The 17,616-nt window shown below is 62.4% G+C and carries 15 protein-coding genes; 7 read left to right on the forward strand and 8 right to left on the reverse strand.

The features are described 5' to 3' along the window. The 5 genes from CAF74_RS00875 to CAF74_RS00895 form a co-directional block, all read right to left on the reverse strand. Window positions 1-1,818: an ABC transporter ATP-binding protein gene (locus CAF74_RS00875; RefSeq protein ID WP_085745020.1), complete on the reverse strand. Its 1,818-nt coding sequence runs from the start codon at window positions 1,816-1,818 to the stop codon at window positions 1-3. Continuing rightward, a complete protein-coding gene (locus CAF74_RS00880; protein ID WP_170929396.1) occupies window positions 1,811-2,413 on the reverse strand; it encodes a DsbA family protein in 603 nt (200 codons plus the stop codon). The genes CAF74_RS00875 and CAF74_RS00880 overlap by 8 nt, the downstream gene beginning before the upstream one ends. Window positions 2,414-2,448: 35 nt before the next feature. Further along, window positions 2,449-3,390, reverse strand: a complete 942-nt coding sequence (locus CAF74_RS00885; protein ID WP_011335384.1) for a rhodanese-related sulfurtransferase — start codon at window positions 3,388-3,390, stop codon at window positions 2,449-2,451. A gap of 117 nt (window positions 3,391-3,507) precedes the next feature. Further along, window positions 3,508-3,807, reverse strand: a complete 300-nt coding sequence (locus tag CAF74_RS00890) for a BolA family transcriptional regulator (RefSeq protein ID WP_007950896.1) — start codon at window positions 3,805-3,807, stop codon at window positions 3,508-3,510. A 12-nt stretch (window positions 3,808-3,819) separates the two neighbouring features. Beyond that, window positions 3,820-4,338, reverse strand: coding sequence for a DUF2059 domain-containing protein (locus CAF74_RS00895; RefSeq protein ID WP_007950895.1), 519 nt, complete (start codon window positions 4,336-4,338; stop codon window positions 3,820-3,822). 193 nt (window positions 4,339-4,531) lie between these two features. On the opposite strand from CAF74_RS00895, the gene CAF74_RS00900 reads away from it, so the two are divergent. Continuing rightward, window positions 4,532-5,926 carry a class II fumarate hydratase gene (locus CAF74_RS00900; protein ID WP_039770582.1) on the forward strand — a complete coding sequence of 465 codons (1,395 nt, stop codon included), beginning with the start codon at window positions 4,532-4,534 and terminating at the stop codon, window positions 5,924-5,926. Between the two features lie 36 nt (window positions 5,927-5,962). Here the strand turns inward: CAF74_RS00900 and CAF74_RS00905 are convergent, their stop codons facing one another. Beyond that, a complete protein-coding gene (locus tag CAF74_RS00905; protein ID WP_085745021.1) occupies window positions 5,963-6,922 on the reverse strand; it encodes a DMT family transporter in 960 nt (319 codons plus the stop codon). A 215-nt stretch (window positions 6,923-7,137) separates the two neighbouring features. Here CAF74_RS00905 and CAF74_RS00910 point away from each other — a divergent pair, with 215 nt between their 5' ends. Further along, window positions 7,138-7,338, forward strand: a complete 201-nt coding sequence (locus CAF74_RS00910; RefSeq protein ID WP_085745022.1) for a DUF6316 family protein — start codon at window positions 7,138-7,140, stop codon at window positions 7,336-7,338. Here the strand turns inward: CAF74_RS00910 and CAF74_RS00915 are convergent. Further along, window positions 7,335-8,519, reverse strand: coding sequence for a thiolase family protein (locus CAF74_RS00915; protein ID WP_085745023.1), 1,185 nt, complete (start codon window positions 8,517-8,519; stop codon window positions 7,335-7,337). The genes CAF74_RS00910 and CAF74_RS00915 overlap by 4 nt on opposite strands. Before the next feature lie 102 nt (window positions 8,520-8,621). Then, on the reverse strand, window positions 8,622-10,136 hold the full coding sequence (pap, locus tag CAF74_RS00920; RefSeq protein ID WP_085745024.1) for a polyphosphate:AMP phosphotransferase: 1,515 nt from the start codon (window positions 10,134-10,136) through the stop codon (window positions 8,622-8,624). A 173-nt stretch (window positions 10,137-10,309) separates the two neighbouring features. Between pap and mnmC the strand changes: the two genes are divergently transcribed. The 5 genes from mnmC (at window position 10,310) to CAF74_RS00945 (ending at window position 17,615) form a co-directional block, all read left to right on the forward strand. Then, entirely contained in the window at window positions 10,310-12,292 is a 1,983-nt protein-coding gene (mnmC, locus tag CAF74_RS00925; protein ID WP_085745025.1) for a bifunctional tRNA (5-methylaminomethyl-2-thiouridine)(34)-methyltransferase MnmD/FAD-dependent 5-carboxymethylaminomethyl-2-thiouridine(34) oxidoreductase MnmC, read from the forward strand. A 262-nt stretch (window positions 12,293-12,554) separates the two neighbouring features. Next, the gene (locus CAF74_RS00930; protein WP_085745026.1) at window positions 12,555-14,327 is read left to right on the forward strand and encodes an N-acetylglutaminylglutamine amidotransferase; all 1,773 of its coding nucleotides are present in this window, start codon (window positions 12,555-12,557) and stop codon (window positions 14,325-14,327) included. Between the two features lie 3 nt (window positions 14,328-14,330). After that, window positions 14,331-16,076: an N-acetylglutaminylglutamine synthetase gene (gene ngg, locus CAF74_RS00935; protein ID WP_085745027.1), complete on the forward strand. Its 1,746-nt coding sequence runs from the start codon at window positions 14,331-14,333 to the stop codon at window positions 16,074-16,076. 61 nt (window positions 16,077-16,137) lie between these two features. Next, window positions 16,138-17,328, forward strand: coding sequence for an osmoprotectant NAGGN system M42 family peptidase (locus CAF74_RS00940; RefSeq protein ID WP_085745028.1), 1,191 nt, complete (start codon window positions 16,138-16,140; stop codon window positions 17,326-17,328). Between the two features lie 59 nt (window positions 17,329-17,387). Continuing rightward, window positions 17,388-17,615, forward strand: a complete 228-nt coding sequence (locus tag CAF74_RS00945; RefSeq protein ID WP_003192759.1) for a YheU family protein — start codon at window positions 17,388-17,390, stop codon at window positions 17,613-17,615. The last annotated feature ends 1 nt before the right edge of the window (window position 17,616 follow it).

A 17,616-nucleotide genomic window follows, 5' to 3' on the forward strand; every position in this document is an offset into this window, starting at 1 on the left:
CTACAACCTCTGCAAATGCCCATAAAGCTTGGCGTACAACCCGCCATCGGCAATCAGTTGCTGGTGGTCGCCGTCTTCGGCCACTTGCCCGCCGTCGAACACCAGCACCCGATCCGCCTGCTTCACCGCTGACAGGCGGTGGGCGATGATCAGCGTGGTGCGGCCATGGAGAAAGCGCGCCATGGCCTGGTGCAGGTTGTATTCGGTGGCGGGGTCGAGTGCTGACGTCGCTTCGTCGAGGATCACCACTTTGGGTTCGGCGAGGATCATCCGCGCGATGGCCAGACGCTGGCGCTGACCGCCGGACAGACGCACGCCGGCGCGGCCGACGATGCTGTCCAGCCCGTCCGGCAAGGCGCGGATGGTGGGTTCGAGCTGGGCGATTTCCAGTGCCTGCCAGCAGGCTTCATCGCTGCGGGTGCGGCCCATGGTCAGGTTGGCGCGTACGGTGTCGTTGAACAGCGCCGGATGTTGCAACACCACAGCCACGTTTTCCCGGACCGTTTCCAGGCCGATTTCCTGCTGGGTCGATCCGCCGAAACGGATCGTCCCGGCCAGTGGCGTGTAAAGGCCCAGCAGCAATTGCACCAAGGTACTTTTGCCGCCGCCACTGGCGCCGACAATCGCCACTTTCTCGCCCGGCGCGATGGACAGGTTCAACTGATCCAGCACCAGTTCGTCGCCGTAACCGAAGCTCAGACCCTGCACCTGAATCCCGACGGTATCGCGGCCCTTGAACGGGTCGACGCCGCCGGGGTATTGCGGCTCGTCGGCGCGGGCCAGCAGTTCGTTGATCCGCGACAGCGCACCGCCCGCCGCGTAATAGGCGTACTGCAGGTTCAGCAGTTGTTCGACCGGGCCGATCATGAACCACAGGTAGCTGAACACCGCGAGCATCTGGCCGATCGACAGGTCGGAGAACAACACCGTCAACATGGCCGCCGCGCGGAAAATATCGATGCCGAACTGGAACAGCAGACCACTGGCGCGGTTCGACGCATCGGTCTTCCACTGCGAGTTAACCGCGTAGTTGCGCACTTCCTGCGCACGCAGACCCAACCGTCCGAGGAAGAAGCCCTGCCGGTTGCCGGCGCGCACTTCCTGGATCGCATCGAGGGTTTCGCTCAGCGCCTGGGTGAAGCGCGAGGTGCTGTCGTTCTCCAGTTTCTTCAGGTGCTTGACCCGTTTGCCCAACTGCACGGTGGCGTAGATCACCAGCGGGTTGAACAGCAGGATCAGCAGCGCCAGCTTCCAGTGCATCCACATCAGGATGCTGGCGGTACCGACCAGCGTCAGCATCGCCACCAGGAAACGGCTGAGGGTTTCGCCGACAAACTTGTCGAGGGTATCGAGATCGGTGACCAGGTGCGTGGTGACCGTGCCGCTACCGAGGCTTTCGTATTCGCCGAGGGAGATCCGTTTGAGTCGTTCAATCAAACGCACGCGAATGCGATAAACGATGTCCTTGGCCAGCCGCGCAAACAACCGCGCCTGCAACACGCCAAAACACAGGGCGCTGCAACGCAAGGTCAGCGTCACCACCAGCATCAGGCCGATGTAGCCCGCCGCTTGCTGCCATATTGAGGGCAGCACGTGGTTCATGACTTTCAGCGCGGCATCGCCGTGGCCGAGCAGGACTTCGTCCACCAGCAACGGCAACAGCAGAGGAATCGGCACGCTGCACAGCGTCGCCAGTACGGCCACGCCGTTGGCGATCCACAGGGATTTTTTGTGATGAAGTGCCAGTCGCCGGACTTCAGCCCAGCTCAGCCGGTCGACACGCTTGACGGCTGGCGCGTCATCGGCCGGGTCAGACACAGGCCGCGCGCTCCAGCCATCGACCGAGCAACGGCGACAGTTCACTGAGCGGCTGGTAGCCGTTGGTCAGCAACGCCAGTTGGCCGTTGCGCTCGGCGAGCAGGGTCGGGAATCCGGCGATGCCCAGATCTTGCACCCAACTGAAATCGGCCTGGGTCGCCTTGTGTTGATCGGCATGATCGAACAGGGCGGCAAATTCGATGCGCGGGACGCCGGCCTGCTCTGCCAGCTCCACCAGAACGCTGGCCTGGGTGACATCGCGACCTTCGGCGTAAAACGCGTGCTGGATCAACCCGACCAGTTTCCACGCGCAATCCGGTGCCAGGCTGCGCGCGGTGACGATGGCCCGGCAGGCAGGTTCGGTGTCGTAGACAAAGCCGTCCGGCAACGCGCCTTCCAGCTTGAACGGCTGTCCGGTGGCCTCGGTGACCGCCTGCCAGTGTTCGAGAATGTAGCGCCGGGTAGTCGGCTCCAGCGCCGCACCACTGCCGGTGCGCAACCCGCCGACCACCAGGTGCAGTTCCACCCCGGCTGCCTGCGCCTGCTCCACCAATGCTTTGGCGACCGGGGCAAATCCCCAGCACCACGAACACATCGGATCCATCACATAGAGCAGGCGTGCAGACATGATTAAGCCTCGGTGGATGCTTGCTTATAGTTGTAGCCGATCGGGTGTGGCATGTTGCGCGCTTTTGCCAGTTCGATCTGTTTCTGGCGGTCGATCGCACTGCGGCGAGTCTTCTCGCTCAGGGTGTCCCAGCAGTGCGGGCAGCTGATGCCGGCCACGTAATGCTCGGAGGCGCGATCTTCAACGCTGACCGGGGTGCGGCACGCATGGCACTGATCGTAGTCGCCTTCGCTCAGGTCATGACGCACGGTCACGCGGTTGTCGAAGACGAAGCAGTCGCCCTGCCATTTGGTTTCTTCCTGCGGCACCTCTTCGAGGTACTTCAGGATACCGCCCTTAAGGTGGTAAACCTCTTCGAAGCCTTCGCCAAGCATGTAGCTCGAAGCTTTTTCGCAGCGAATGCCGCCGGTGCAGAACATCGCGACCTTCTTGTGCACGGCCGGGTCGAAGTGTTCTTTGATGTAGTCGGGGAATTCGCGAAAACTGGTGGTTTTCGGATCGATGGCGCCTTCGAAGGTGCCGATCGAGACTTCGTAATCGTTGCGGGTGTCGATCAGCAGCACTTCCGGATCGCTGATCAGCGCGTTCCAGTCCTTGGGCTCGACGTAGGTGCCGACCTTCTTGTTCGGGTCGACGCCTTCGACGCCCAGGGTCACGATCTCTTTCTTGAGCTTGACCTTGGTGCGATAGAACGGCTGCTCGTCGCAGTACGATTCCTTGTGATCGATATCGACCATGCGCGGATCGTTGCGCAGCCAGGCCAGCAGGCCGTCGATGCCTTCGCGGCTGCCGGACACCGTGCCGTTGATGCCTTCTTCGGCGATCAGCAAGGTGCCTTTGATGCCGTTGTCGACCATCGCTTGCAGCAGAGGCTCGCGCAGGTTGACGTAATCTTCGAGGGTGACGAACTTGTACAGTGCCGCCACGACAATCGGTTGTGTCATGGGTATTTCTCCAGGTGGCTACCCTCGTAAAGGGTGAACCGGATGCGAAAAAAAACGCGCCGGGTGAGCGGCGCGTTGCGGATTCTAGCAAAAAACCTCAGTTCATTGCTGCAAGGCTCAATGCTTGCTGCCGCCGGCACAGGTCGGCGACGCCGGAGCGACGCCTGTCTCTGCCCATTCCTGCGGGGTGTAGGTATGCAGCGCCAACGCATGGAACTCGCCCATCAGCTCGCCGAGCGTGCCGTAGACTTTCTGGTGGCGCTTGACCCGGTTCAGGCCTTCGAACTGCGCACTGACCACCACTGCCTTGAAGTGGGTCTGCAACCCGCGACTGTGCATGTGGCTTTCGTCCAGCACTTGCAGATGCTCAGGCTGAAGCAGCGCCAGCGTCGATTCGATGCGTTGTTGCATGGTCATCACGAACTCCGCTTACTTCTTCTTGGCCGGAGCCGCGCCTTTCGGTGCCAGCTCGTTGGTCATGTCGTCCAGCAGCTTGTTGACCACCGGTACGGCGCTTTCCAGTTTGGCCTGGGTCATCTGGGCCGATTGCTGGGTCAGCTGCGGCATTTTTTCCAGGACTTTCTTGCCCAGTGGCGACTGGTAGAACGCGACCAGGTCTTTGAGCTCGGATTCGCTGAAGTTGCTGGTGTAGAGCTTGACCATGTCCGGTTTCAGCTTGTTCCAGCCAATGGCCTGATCCAGAGCGGCGTTGGCCTTGGCCTGGTAGGTATCCAGAACGGCTTTCTTGGATTCCGGCGCCTTGGTCTGTTCAAAACGCTGGGCGAACATTTGCTGAACCTGCATGTACACAGGAGTGCCCAGCTTGTCAGCGTGCGCCAGGGTCAGGAAAGCTTCGGCACTGGCGTTGTGGCTGGCGGTATCGGCAAGCACCTGGCCGCTGGCGCAAACCAGGGCAACCGCGGTGCAGATGGCACGAAGACGAGTCATCGAGTTTCCTTTTCAGCTAGGCGAGGTAAAACCCCAAGGGCGACCATTCTGCGCCTGAATAACGCTGCGGCTCAACCCCCGGGCCTTGCCGCGCTTGATTGGCGGGGATTTGCCGGTCAACAATCGGCCGCAGGGAACCACCCGGGCCGGCACGGGCCTAAACTGCGCAAACAGACCAACAGGAGTGTGCACGATGAGCCGTATCGAAACCGACAGCCTGGGCCAGATCGAGGTCCCGGACGACGCTTACTGGGGCGCTCAGACGCAACGCTCGCTGATCAACTTCGCCATCGGCCAGGAACGCATGCCTTTGCCGGTACTGCACGCCCTGGCCCTGATCAAGAAAGCCGCGGCCCGGGTCAACGACCGCAACGGCGATCTGCCTGCCGACATCGCCCGCCTGATCGAACAGGCCGCTGACGAAGTGCTCGACGGCCAGCATGACGACCAGTTCCCGCTGGTGGTCTGGCAGACCGGCAGCGGCACCCAAAGCAACATGAACGCCAACGAAGTGATTGCCGGCCGCGCCAACGAACTGGCCGGTAACCCGCGCGGCGGCAAGACGCCGGTGCACCCCAACGATCACGTCAACCGCTCGCAGAGCTCCAACGACTGCTTCCCCACCGCCATGAGCATCGCCACTGCGCAAGCGGTGCAGACCCAACTGTTGCCGGCGATCGCCGAGCTGTCGGGCGGCCTGGCCGAACTGTCGGCGCGACACATGAAACTGGTGAAAACCGGTCGCACCCACATGATGGACGCCACGCCGATCACCTTCGGCCAGGAGATTTCCGGTTTCATAGCGCAGCTGGATTACGCCGAACGGGCAATTCGCGCGGCGCTGCCGGCAGTTTGCGAGCTGGCGCAGGGCGGCACCGCGGTCGGCACCGGGCTCAACTCGCCGCACGGTTTCGGCGAAGCGATTGCCGCTGAACTGGCGGCGTTGTCCGGCCTGCCGTTCGTCACCGCACCGAACAAGTTCGCCGCCCTCGCCGGCCATGAGCCACTGACTACGCTGTCCGGTGCCCTGAAAACCCTCGCCGTGGCGCTGATGAAAATCGCCAACGACCTGCGTCTGCTGGGTTCCGGTCCGCGTGCCGGTTTTGCCGAAGTGCGCCTGCCGGCCAACGAACCGGGCAGTTCGATCATGCCCGGCAAGGTCAACCCGACCCAGTGCGAGGCGTTGTCGATGCTCGCCTGTCAGGTGCTGGGCAACGATGTGGCGATCGGCATCGCCGCCAGTCAGGGTCACCTGCAACTGAACGTGTTCAAACCGGTGATCATCCATAACCTGCTGCAATCGATCCGCCTGCTGGCCGATGGCTGCAGCAATTTCCAGCAGCATTGCATCGCCGGGCTTGAGCCGGACGCCGAAGTCATGGCGAAACATCTGGAACGCGGCCTGATGCTGGTAACGGCGCTGAACCCGCACATCGGCTACGACAAGTCGGCGGAAATCGCCAAGAAGGCCTACAGCGAAGGCAAGACTCTGCGTGAAGCGGCGCTGGAGCTGGGTTATCTGACCGATGAAGAGTTCGATGCCTGGGTGCGGCCGGAGAACATGATCGAGGCCGGGGCCAAGGGCTGAGTCATCCCGATCCTTCCCGTGCCCGGCACGGGAAGGTCATCCGACCAACAGTTTCGCCCGCCGGGCCTTGAGCCCGGCAATCAGCGAAGGCCCGAGCGCCACCAGCGCCGAACCCAGCACCACCAGCACCGCCCCGCCATACCCCAGCAGATTGATCTGCTCGGCATGCACATACTCCGGCCACACCCCCGCCGCCACTGCCACCGCACCGAACGTCACCAACGGCGTGATCGCCAGCGTCGCGCTGACCCGCGAAGCTTCCCAATGCGCCAGCGCCTCGGCAAATGCGCCGTAGGCGATCAGGGTGTTCATGCAGCACGCCAGCAGCAGCCAACCCTGCAACGGGTTCAGCGACAGCGCTTCGAGCGGATGCACCCAAGGTGTCAGCAACAGGGCGCAGAACAGGTAGATCACCATCATCACCTGCAGCGAATTCCATACTGTCAGCAGTTGCTTCTGCCCCAGTGCGTAAAAGGTCCAGACCGTCGACGCCAGCAGCACCAACAACACACCGGCGGTGTAGTCAGACAAAGAGGTGAGCAATTCCGCCAGACGCTGATTGAAGAACAGCGTAAACCCGATCAACAGCACCGCCAGGCCAATGCCCTGACCGATACTGAAGCGTTCCTTGAACACGAACAGACTGGCGATCAGCAACATGATCGGCCCCATCTGCACCACGAGTTGCGCAGTGCCGGGGCTGAGCAGGTTCAAGCCCATCAGGTACAGCACGTAGTTACCCACCAGCCCGAGCACCGCCATCAGCACCAGCCAGCCGCCCTTCGGCCCGAGCACTTTGCGACTCGGCAACCTTTTGGTCGCCGCCAGATAAAGGAACAGACAGCCGCCGGACACCAGCAGGCGAAACCAGGTCACCGTGACCGGGTCCATCACCACCAGCACCTGCTTGAGCTTGATCGGCAGGATTCCCCACAGAAACGCCGTCAACAACGCCAGGAACATGCCGTACACCCAACGACCCGATGAAACGTGCATGAGAACCCCAAGCGCCAGAGACAGGAGCGCTCATTCTAGGCGCACAGTCCCTGCCCGACACAGGGACAGTTGCGCTCCAGCCGCAAATGAAACTGTGCAGGTCGCAGCAGAAAATTGACGATGGGCCGTTGATCGGCCGGCCGGGCAAGGTAAGTGGTTCAGGCATAAGCTTCTTGGATCCAGCCCGGGACATCACTCACCAAGGAGACCCCGTCATGTTAGGCATGCGCGCCCAGGACACCGCCCCCGCCACGCACTTTCGCAGCGACCGCGTGTGCCGGGTCAACGGCGAACTGTATTTCAGCACCCGGGAAAACACCCTCGAAGGGCCGTTCGACAGCCACGAGAAAGCCGAGCAGGAAATCCGCGCGTACATCGCGCGGATGCAGTTGATGGATTCTGGCAGGTCGAACTAGCGTACGGCCTCAAACAACCCGGTCGCGCCCATCCCGCCGCCCACGCACATGGTCACGATCCCGTAACGCAGATTGCGCCGCTGCAACTCGCGCACCAGATGCCCGACCTGCCGTGATCCGGTCATGCCGAACGGGTGGCCGATGGAAATCGAGCCGCCGTTGACGTTGTACTTCTCGTTGTCGATTTCCAGCCTGTCACGGGCGTACAGGCACTGCGAGGCGAACGCTTCGTTCAATTCCCACAGATCGATATCCGCCACCTGCAAGCCTTTGGCCTTGAGCAGCTTCGGCACCGAGAACACCGGGCCGATGCCCATTTCATCCGGCTCGCAACCGGCCACGGTGAACCCACGGAAAAACGCCTTAGGCTTGAGCCCCAGTTGCAGGGCCTTTTCCAGGCTCATCACCAGCGTCATCGAGGCGCCGTCGGACAACTGCGACGAGTTGCCGGCAGTCACCGAACCGTCCTCGGCGAACACCGGTTTCAACCCGGCGAGGCTTTCATAGGTGGTGTCCGGGCGATTGCAGTCGTCGCGATCGACGAGGCCGTCGAGGATCTGCACCACCCCACTGTTCTTGTCTTCAACACGGTACTTCACCGCCATCGGCACGATTTCATCGTTGAACAGGCCGGCAGCCTGCGCCTGGGCGGTACGGATCTGACTTTGCAGCGAGTAGCGATCCTGCGCCTCGCGACTGACGCCATAACGGCGCGCCACCACTTCGGCGGTCTGGCCCATGGTGTAGTAGATGCCCGGCGTCTGTTGCTTGAGCAGCGGGTTGATCAGGTGATCGGTGTTGACACTTTTCAGCGTCAGGCTGATCGACTCGACGCCGCCGGCGACGATGATGTCGCTGCAACCCGACGCGATCTGGTTGGCGGCAATCGCAATCGCCTGCAAGCCTGAGGAACAAAAACGGTTGAGGGTCATGCCCGCGGTGCCGGTGCCCAATTGCGAGAGCACCGCCACGTTGCGGCCGATGTTGTAGCCCTGGGCGCCTTCGTTGGAACCGGCGCCGACGATGCAATCCTCGACGCTGGCCGGGTCGATGTCGTTGCGCGAGAGCAACGCATTGACGCAATGGGCCGCCATGTCATCGGGACGGGTCTGGTTGAACTTGCCGCGAAAGGACTTGGCCAGGCCGGTCCGTACGCTGTCGACGATCACCACTTCACGCATGGCATACCTCATTGTTGCAGTCGGTTGAGAGTGGACCGAGCATAAGTCCACCCAATCGCCGACCGCGACAATCATTCACCTCGCGTATGCGGGCCCATCGGTTCAGTCCTTGTGCTTCTTGGCTCGCTTGTCGGACTTCTCGAACGCTTCTTCCAGCGCCCGGTTGATCGTGCGCAGCACCTTGACCCGGGCCCAGCGCTTGTCATTGGCCTCGACCAGGGTCCACGGCGCAATTTCGGTGCTGGTGCGGTCGACCATGTCGCCCACGGCGGCGCGATAGGCGTCCCACTTGTCGCGGTTGCGCCAGTCGTCTTCGGTGATCTTGAAGCGCTTGAACGGGATTTCTTCGCGCTCCTGGAAGCGTTCCATCTGCGTGTCCTTGTCGATGGCCAGCCAGAACTTGACCACGATCACCCCGGCGTCGGCCAGTTGCTCTTCGAAATCATTGATTTCGCCATAGGCACGCATCCAGTCGGCGGTACTGCAAAAGCCTTCGACCCGCTCCACCAGCACCCGGCCGTACCACGAGCGATCAAATACGGTGAATTTGCCCCGCGCCGGAATGTGCCGCCAGAACCGCCACAGATACGGCTGCGCCCGCTCCTCTTCGGTGGGCGCGGCAATCGGCACGATGTTGTACTGACGCGGATCGAGCGCCGCCGCGACCCGGCGAATCGAACCGCCCTTGCCCGCCGCATCGTTGCCTTCGAACACCGCCACCAGCGCGTGACGACGCATGCGTTTGTCACGCATCAGCCCCGACAGTCGCGCCTGCTCGGTGATCAGTTGTTCTTCGTAGTCTTTTTTGTCCAGACGCTGGGTCAGGTCGAGGCTGTCGAGCAGGTTCAACTGATCGACGGAAGTCCCCAACGGTGCAGCGTTGACCTCATGGGGATGCACATCGGGACGCTTCAAGGCGTTTTGCAGCCCTTCGAGCAGAATCTTGCCGACCGTCAGGCTGCGGTAGTACGGGTCGACACCCTCGATGACATGCCATGGCGCGTAATCGCGACTGGTACGGCGCAACACGCGCTCGCCGTATTTGACGAACTTGTCGTAGGTCTGCGATTGCTGCCAGTCCAGCGGGCTGATGCGCCAACTGTGCAGCGGGTCATCTGCCAGGGCCTTGAGCCGCGCCTTCATCTGTTTCTTGGACAGGTGGAACCAGAACTTGAAGATCAGCGCGCCTTCATCGCAGAACATCTTTTCCATGCGCTCGGCGCCGGCAATCGCCTGATCCAGACGTGGATCCTTGAACAAGCCGTGGACCCGGCCCTGCAGCATCTGGCTGTACCAGTTGCCGAAGAAAATCCCCATCCGCCCCTTGGCCGGCAGCATCCGCCAGTAACGCCAGGCCGGTGGCCGCGCCAGCTCTTCGTCGGTCTGCTGGTCGAAGGTGCGCACTTCGATCAGGCGCGGATCCATCCATTCGTTGAGCAGCTTCACCGTCTCGCCCTTGCCGGCGCCTTCGATGCCGTTGATCAAAATGATCACCGGGAAACGCTTCTGCTGCTGCAACTCGAACTGGGCTTCGAGCAAGGCTTCACGCAGGGCGGGCACGGCGGCTTCGTAGGTGTCTTTGTCGATGGCGTGACCGATTTCAGAGGATTCGAACATAGGGACGGCTCCTTCCAGGATTCAGCAAGACTAGCGGATTGGGCTCTGGCGCGGCACAGAAATTCCCGCCGGCGGCGGATTGTCCTTGAGTGATCGTCAGCAAGGCTTGCCATGGATCAAGCGCCGCGTGCGTGATCGGCTAGAATGGCCGCCTTGTCGTTGCCGAGCCTGCCATGAAACCTGTAATGCCCCACGCCCAACTCGACTGGGATGACCAGGGACGCCCGCGTTCGCGAGTGTTCGACGATGTGTATTTTTCCGACCAGTCGGGGCTCGATGAAACCCGCTACGTGTTCCTTGAACAGAACCGTCTGGCCGAGCGTTTTGCCGCGCTGTCGGCGGGTGGGCGACTGGTGATCGGTGAAACCGGCTTCGGTACCGGGCTGAATTTTCTCTGCGCCTGGCAGTTGTTCGAACAGCAGGCGGTGGCCGGTGCGCGGCTGCATTTTGTCAGCGTCGAAAAGTTTCCGTTGAGCCCTGCCGACCTGCAACGGGCGCTGGCGTTGTGGCCTGACCTGAAGCCATTCTCCGATCAGTTGCTCAAGCATTACGTGGCAATTCATCAAGGTTTCCAGCGCATTGTTCTGGATAACGGTCATGTGACCCTGACGCTGTTGATTGGCGATGCACTGGAGCAGTTGCCGCAACTGGATGGCCAGATCGACGCGTGGTTTCTCGACGGTTTCGCCCCGGCGAAAAACCCGGAAATGTGGACCGCCGAACTGTTCGCCGAACTGGCGCGATTGGCGGCGCCGGGCTCGACCATCAGCACGTTTACCAGCACCGGTTGGGTGCGGCGCTTGCTCAACGCCGCCGGCTTCAAGATGAAACGCACGCCGGGCATCGGCCACAAATGGGAAATCCTGCGCGGCGAATTTCTCGGCTGGCCCGAGGGTGTTGCGCCACCTGCGGCGGCAAAACCGTGGTTCGCCCGCCCAACAGCGTTGACAGGTGACCGTCGAGCCCTGGTGATCGGCGCCGGTCTGGCCGGTTGTGCCACGGCAGCCAGCCTTGCAGCACGGGGCTGGCAGGTCAGTCTGCTGGAACGGCATGACGCGGTTGCACAAGAAGCGTCGGGTAACCCGCAAGGCGTTCTGTATCTGAAACTGTCCGCCCACGGCACCGCACTGTCGCAGTTGATTGTCAGCGGTTTCGGCTACACCCGTCGCCTGCTGGAAACCCTGCAACGCGGTACTGACTGGGATGACTGCGGCGTGCTGCAACTGGCGTTCAATGAAAAGGAACGCGAGCGTCAGGCGCAACTGGCGGCGGCGTTTCCCGAAGACCTTCTGCAATGGCTCGATCAACCCGACGCTCAGGCCCGCGCTGGGATCGGTCTGGCCCATGGCGGTTTGTATTATCCCGAAGGCGGCTGGGTGCATCCGCCCGCATTGTGTCAGGCGCAAGCCGCACAACCGGGCGTCACGCTGCTCACCCATCAGGAAGCCATTGAGCTGCGCAAGCTTGACGGTCAGTGGCAGGCCTTCGACGGTGAACGATTGATCGCAACAGCCCCCGTCGTGGTGCTGGCGGGTGCTGCCGAAATCAAGCGTTTTGCCCAGAGCGCCGACCTGCCCCTCAAGCGCATTCGCGGGCAGATCACTTGCTTGGCGCAGACCACACAAAGTCAGGCGCTGAGCACGGTGGTCTGCGCCGAAGGTTACGTAGCACCGGCACGCTTTGGCGAACACACCCTCGGCGCCAGCTTCGATTTCAATAACGACGACCTGACCCCGACCACCGCCGAACACCTGGGCAATCTGGCGATGCTCGAAGATATCTCCACCGATCTGGTCGCACGCCTGCACATCAGCGAACTCGACGCGGACAGCCTTGAGGGCCGCGCCGCCTTCCGCTGCACCAGCCCCGACTACCTGCCGATTGTCGGCCCGCTCGCCGATCGCGAGGCCTTCACCGCGGCCTATCGCGCCTTGAGCAAGGATGCCCGGCAAGTGCCGGACACTCCGTGCCCGTGGCTGGACGGTCTGTACGTCAACAGTGGCCACGGCTCACGCGGGTTGATCACTGCACCACTGTCTGGCGAGTTGCTGGCCGCGTGGCTGGACAATGAACCGCTGCCGCTGCCAAGAGCGGTGGCCGAGGCGTGTCATCCCAACCGTTTTGCCTTGCGTGAACTGATTCGCGGGAAGGCCTGAGGGACGCCGGCCTGCACTCTGCAGGTTCGGCAAATCCCGTGATGACTGACCGCTGTTCGAGCAGCCCTACCCAAGCAGCACAACACCCTCCAACTCCTCCCTTCTGCGCCTCGCTCCCTTGCCTGCCATCGGTCGGCACATCACGCCTTATAACTCATTGTTCTAAAACTCCGACGTCCGCGCCGGGGTCAGTCTCTGAGTACCCACCCTTTTTGGCGGGTCCAGATTGCCCCTCCCCAACGGAAAAACCGGTAAGGACTTTATGTGCGGATTAGCTGGCGAGTTACGTTTTGATCAACAACCTGCAGACCTTGCAGCCATTGAGCGAATCACCCATCACCTGGCCCCTCGCGGCCCCGACGCGTGGGGCTTCCATGCCCAGGGGCCGATTGCCCTGGGCCATCGACGCCTGAAAATCATGGACCTGTCGGACGGCTCGGCGCAGCCGATGATCGACAGCCAACTGGGCCTGTCCCTGGCCTTCAACGGCGCGATCTACAACTTCCCGGAACTGCGTGCAGAACTCGAAGCGCTCGGTTATGCGTTCTACTCCGGCGGCGACACTGAGGTGCTGCTCAAGGGTTACCACGCCTGGGGCGAAGCGCTGCTGCCGAAACTCAACGGCATGTTTGCTTTCGCCATCTGGGAGCGCGATGCCCAGCGCCTGTTCATCGCCCGCGACCGTCTCGGTGTGAAGCCGCTGTACCTGTCGCGCACCGGCCAGCGCCTGCGTTTTGCCTCGGCTCTGCCGGCGCTGCTCAAGGGCGGTGACATCAACCCGATCCTCGACCCGGTGGCGCTCAATCATTACCTGAATTTCCACGCCGTGGTGCCTGCGCCGCGCACCTTGCTGGCCGGCATCGAAAAGCTGCCGCCAGCGAGCTGGATGCGCATTGAAGCGGACGGCAGCACCGAGCAGAAAACCTGGTGGACCCTGCCCTACGGCCCACACGACGACGAGAAAAACCTGACCCTGGAAGACTGGCGCGACCGCGTGCTCGACAGCACCCGCGAAGCCGTGGCAATCCGCCAACGGGCGGCAGTGGATGTCGGCGTGCTGCTTTCCGGCGGCGTCGATTCGAGCATGCTCGTCGGCCTGCTGCGCGAAGTCGGCGTAGAGAACCTTTCGACCTTTTCCATCGGTTTCCAGGATGCCGGTGGCGAACGCGGTGACGAGTTTCAGTATTCCGATCTGATCGCCAAGCACTACGGCACTCAGCACCATCAATTGCGCATCGACGAAAGGGAAATTATCGAACAACTGCCCGCTGCGTTCCGCGCCATGAGCGAGCCGATGGTGAGCCACGACTGCATCGCCTTCTATCTGCTGTCCCGCGAAGTGGCCAAGCACTGCAAGGTTGTACAGAGCGGCCAGGGCGCCGACGAGTTGTTCGCCGGTTATCACTGGTACCCGCAAGTCGACGGCGCGGCCGATCCGTATGCGGCCTATCGCGAAGCGTTTTTCGACCGCAGCTACGACGATTACGCCGCCACGGTGCAGCCGAAATGGCTGACCGCCAATGACGCTGCCGGTGACTTCGTGAAGGAACATTTCGCACAGCCGGGCGCCGATGCGGCGGTCGACAAGGCCCTGCGCCTGGACAGCACGGTGATGCTGGTGGACGACCCGGTCAAACGCGTCGACAACATGACCATGGCCTGGGGCCTGGAAGCGCGTACGCCGTTTCTCGACTATCGACTGGTGGAATTGTCGGCCCGTGTTCCGGGCAAATTCAAACTGCCGGACGGCGGCAAGCAAGTGTTGAAAGAAGCCGCGCGACTGGTCATCCCGAGCGAAGTGATCGACCGCAAGAAAGGTTACTTCCCGGTGCCCGGCCTCAAACACTTGCAGGGCGATACCCTCAACTGGGTGCGCGAACTGCTGCTCGATCCGAGTCAGGATCGCGGCCTGTTCAACCCCGCCATGCTCGACAAACTGCTGACCGATCCACAAGGCCAGTTGACCCCGTTGCGCGGCTCCAAGCTGTGGCAACTGGCGGCTTTGAACCTGTGGCTCAGCGAACAAGGAATCTGATCGATGAAACCTCACGCCACGGCTTACAGCCAACGGCTACTACGCGGTCAGACACCGTCCTACGAACGCTTGCAGGCGCGTCTGGCCGAGGACGGCAGCGAGCCGGCCGCCGAGCCGATTGCGGTGCATTGCGGCTGGGGCCGGTTGCTGATCGGCCACACTTTTCCCGATCCGGCGAGCCTTGCCCGGGAACTGCTCAACGAACAGCCGGGCGAGCGCGATATTGCGTTGTACGTTGCTGCACCGCAGCAGATTCTCGGCCTCGAGCCGACCCAACTGTTTCTCGACCCGTCCGACACCCTGCGCTTGTGGTTCAGCGATTACCGTCAGGCGACCCGCGTATTTCGCGGCTTCCGCATCCGCCGTGCGCAAAGTGACGCGGACTGGCAGGCGATCAATCAGCTGTATCAGGCGCGCGGCATGTTGCCGATCGATGCCACCCTGCTCACCCCGCACCATCAGGGCGGCCCGGTGTACTGGCTGGCGGAAGACGACGACAGCGGCGCGGTGATCGGCAGCGTCATGGGCCTCAATCACCAGAAGGCCTACAACGACCCGGAAAACGGCAGCAGCCTGTGGTGCCTGGCGGTCGACCCGCAGTGCTCGCGTCCCGGTGTCGGTGAAGTATTGGTGCGCCATCTGATCGAGCATTTCATGAGTCGCGGTCTGAGCTACCTCGATCTGTCGGTGCTGCATGACAACCGGCAGGCGAAAAATCTCTACGCCAAACTCGGTTTTCGCAACCTGCCGACGTTCGCCATCAAGCGCAAGAACGGCATCAACCAGCCGCTGTTCCTCGGTCCGGGGCCGGAGGCGCAGTTCAACCCTTACGCGCGAATCATCGTCGAGGAAGCCCATCGACGCGGCATCGATGTGCAGGTGGATGACGCCGACGCCGGACTGTTCACCCTCAGTCATGGTGGGCGCCGGGTGCGTTGCCGTGAATCCCTGAGCGATCTGACCAGCGCCATCAGCATGAACCTGTGCCAGGACAAAAGCCTGACCCACAAAGTATTGAAAGCCGCCGGACTGAATGTGCCGTCGCAGCAGTTGGCGGGGAATGCGGACGACAATCTGGCGTTTCTCGATGAGCACCAGCGAGTGGTGGTCAAACCGCTGGATGGCGAACAGGGCCGAGGCGTGGCGGTGGATCTGCAGACCATAGAGGACGTGCAGAAGGCCATCGAAGCGGCCAGGCAGTTCGACACTCGCGTGCTGCTGGAAAGCTTTCACGAAGGCTTCGACCTGCGGATTCTGGTGATCGGTTTCGAGGTGGTTGCAGCGGCGATCCGCCGGCCGGCGGAAGTGGTCGGCGATGGCCATCATTCCATCGGCGCGCTGATCGAAGCCCAGAGCCGGCGACGGCAAGCAGCCACCAGCGGCGAAAGCAAAATCCCGCTGGACCACGAAACCCAACGCACCCTGCATGCGGCCGGTTACGACTACAGCAGCATCCTGCCGGCCGGTGAGCATCTGTTCGTGCGGCGCACGGCGAACCTGCATACCGGCGGCACGCTGGAAGACGTCACAGCGATTCTGCACCCGACCTTGGCCGAGGCCGCCGTGCGCGCGGCTCGGGCGCTGGAGATTCCGATGGTCGGCCTCGACCTGATGGTGCCGGCGGCGGATCAACCAGAGTACGTCTTCATCGAAGCCAACGAGCGAGCGGGTCTTGCCAACCATGAGCCGCAACCGACGGCCGAGCGGTTTGTCGATCTGTTGTTTCCGCACAGTCAGCCGGCCGTTTGATCTCTCTTCAGCGTCATTCCCGCGTTCAGCGCGCGAATGACGCCCCGCAACAGGAGTTTCCATGACCACCCAAATTCCCGAACCGGATCTGAACTACCTGCAGAAAGTCCTGCTGGAAATGCTCGCCATCCCGAGCCCGACCGGGTTCACCGACACCATCGTGCGCTACGTCGCCGAGCGTCTGGAAGAACTCGGCATTCCCTTCGAGATGACCCGTCGCGGCACGATCCGCGCCACCCTTAAAGGCAAGAAAAACAGCCCCGACCGTGCGGTCTCGGCGCACCTGGACACCATCGGCGCCGCCGTGCGCGCGGTGAAGGACAACGGGCGTCTGACCCTGGCGCCGGTGGGTTGCTGGTCGAGCCGGTTCGCCGAGGGCAGTCGCGTCAGCCTGTTCACCGACAACGGCGTGATTCGCGGCAGCGTGTTGCCGTTGATGGCGTCCGGGCATGCCTTCAATACGGCCGTGGATGAGATGCCGATCAGCTGGGATCACGTCGAGCTGCGTCTGGACGCCTACTGCGCGACCCGCGCCGATTGCGATTCGCTGGGCATCAGCGTCGGCGATGTGGTGGCCTTTGACCCACTGCCGGAGTTCACCGAAAGCGGTCACATCAGCGCCCGACATCTGGACGACAAAGCCGGTGTCGCCGCGCTGCTGGCAGCACTGAAAGCCATCGTCGACAGCGGTCAGGAACTGATGATCGACTGTCATCCGCTGTTCACCATCACCGAGGAAACCGGCAGCGGCGCAGCAGCAGCGTTGCCGTGGGACGTCAGCGAATTCGTCGGCATCGACATCGCCCCGGTCGCGCCGGGCCAACACTCCAGCGAACACGCGGTGAGCGTGGCGATGCAGGATTCCGGCGGGCCGTACGACTATCACCTGTCGCGGCACCTGTTGCGTCTGGCCGGCGAGCACGAACTGCCGGTGCGCCGCGACCTGTTCCGCTATTACTTCAGCGACGCCCATTCGGCGGTCACTGCCGGTCACGACATCCGCACCGCCCTGCTCGCCTTCGGCTGCGACGCAACCCACGGCTACGAACGCACACACATCGACAGCCTGGCGGCGCTCAGTCGCCTGCTGGGGGCGTACATTTTGAGTCCACCGGTGTTCGCCAGCGATGCGCAACCGGCCACCGGGTCACTGGATCGCTTCAGTCACCAAATCGAGCACGAAACGCAGATGGAGAGCGACACCCGTGTGCCGTCGGTGGACAGCCTGGTGGGGCAACGCTCGGACGGTTGAGTCTGGCCCTCGGCGATCATTCGCCGTAGCATCCCGACATTGATTTAGCCGAGGTGCCCATGCTGATTCCCTACGACGCGCTCGAAGTCGACACCCTCACCCGCCTGATCGAGGATTTCGTCACCCGCGACGGTACCGACAACGGTGACGACACGCCGCTGGAAACCCGCGTATTGCGGGTTCGCCAGGCGCTGACCAAAGGCCAGGCGTTGATTGTTTTCGATCCGGAAAGCGAGCAATGCCAGTTGATGCTCAAGCACGACGTGCCCAAGCACCTGTTCGACTGAA

The organism is Pseudomonas sp. R45(2017), from assembly GCF_002112305.1.
In the GTDB taxonomy this organism is placed as follows: Bacteria; Pseudomonadota; Gammaproteobacteria; order Pseudomonadales; family Pseudomonadaceae; genus Aquipseudomonas; species Aquipseudomonas paraglycinae.

What these genes read in the sequence shown, in the direction of transcription:
- CAF74_RS00880 (WP_170929396.1), bottom strand. Translation starts at nt 2,413, where the DNA reads ATGTGTTCGTGGTGCTGGGGATTTGCCCCGGTCGCCAAAGCATTGGTG.
- CAF74_RS00885 (WP_011335384.1), bottom strand. Translation starts at nt 3,390, where the DNA reads ATGACACAACCGATTGTCGTGGCGGCACTGTACAAGTTCGTCACCCTC.
- CAF74_RS00890 (WP_007950896.1), bottom strand. Translation starts at nt 3,807, where the DNA reads ATGACCATGCAACAACGCATCGAATCGACGCTGGCGCTGCTTCAGCCT.
- CAF74_RS00895 (WP_007950895.1), bottom strand. Translation starts at nt 4,338, where the DNA reads ATGACTCGTCTTCGTGCCATCTGCACCGCGGTTGCCCTGGTTTGCGCC.
- CAF74_RS00900 (WP_039770582.1), top strand. Translation starts at nt 4,532, where the DNA reads ATGAGCCGTATCGAAACCGACAGCCTGGGCCAGATCGAGGTCCCGGAC.
- CAF74_RS00905 (WP_085745021.1), bottom strand. Translation starts at nt 6,922, where the DNA reads ATGCACGTTTCATCGGGTCGTTGGGTGTACGGCATGTTCCTGGCGTTG.
- CAF74_RS00910 (WP_085745022.1), top strand. Translation starts at nt 7,138, where the DNA reads ATGTTAGGCATGCGCGCCCAGGACACCGCCCCCGCCACGCACTTTCGC.
- CAF74_RS00915 (WP_085745023.1), bottom strand. Translation starts at nt 8,519, where the DNA reads ATGCGTGAAGTGGTGATCGTCGACAGCGTACGGACCGGCCTGGCCAAG.
- pap (WP_085745024.1), bottom strand. Translation starts at nt 10,136, where the DNA reads ATGTTCGAATCCTCTGAAATCGGTCACGCCATCGACAAAGACACCTAC.
- mnmC (WP_085745025.1), top strand. Translation starts at nt 10,310, where the DNA reads ATGAAACCTGTAATGCCCCACGCCCAACTCGACTGGGATGACCAGGGA.
- CAF74_RS00930 (WP_085745026.1), top strand. Translation starts at nt 12,555, where the DNA reads ATGTGCGGATTAGCTGGCGAGTTACGTTTTGATCAACAACCTGCAGAC.
- ngg (WP_085745027.1), top strand. Translation starts at nt 14,331, where the DNA reads ATGAAACCTCACGCCACGGCTTACAGCCAACGGCTACTACGCGGTCAG.
- CAF74_RS00940 (WP_085745028.1), top strand. Translation starts at nt 16,138, where the DNA reads ATGACCACCCAAATTCCCGAACCGGATCTGAACTACCTGCAGAAAGTC.
- CAF74_RS00945 (WP_003192759.1), top strand. Translation starts at nt 17,388, where the DNA reads ATGCTGATTCCCTACGACGCGCTCGAAGTCGACACCCTCACCCGCCTG.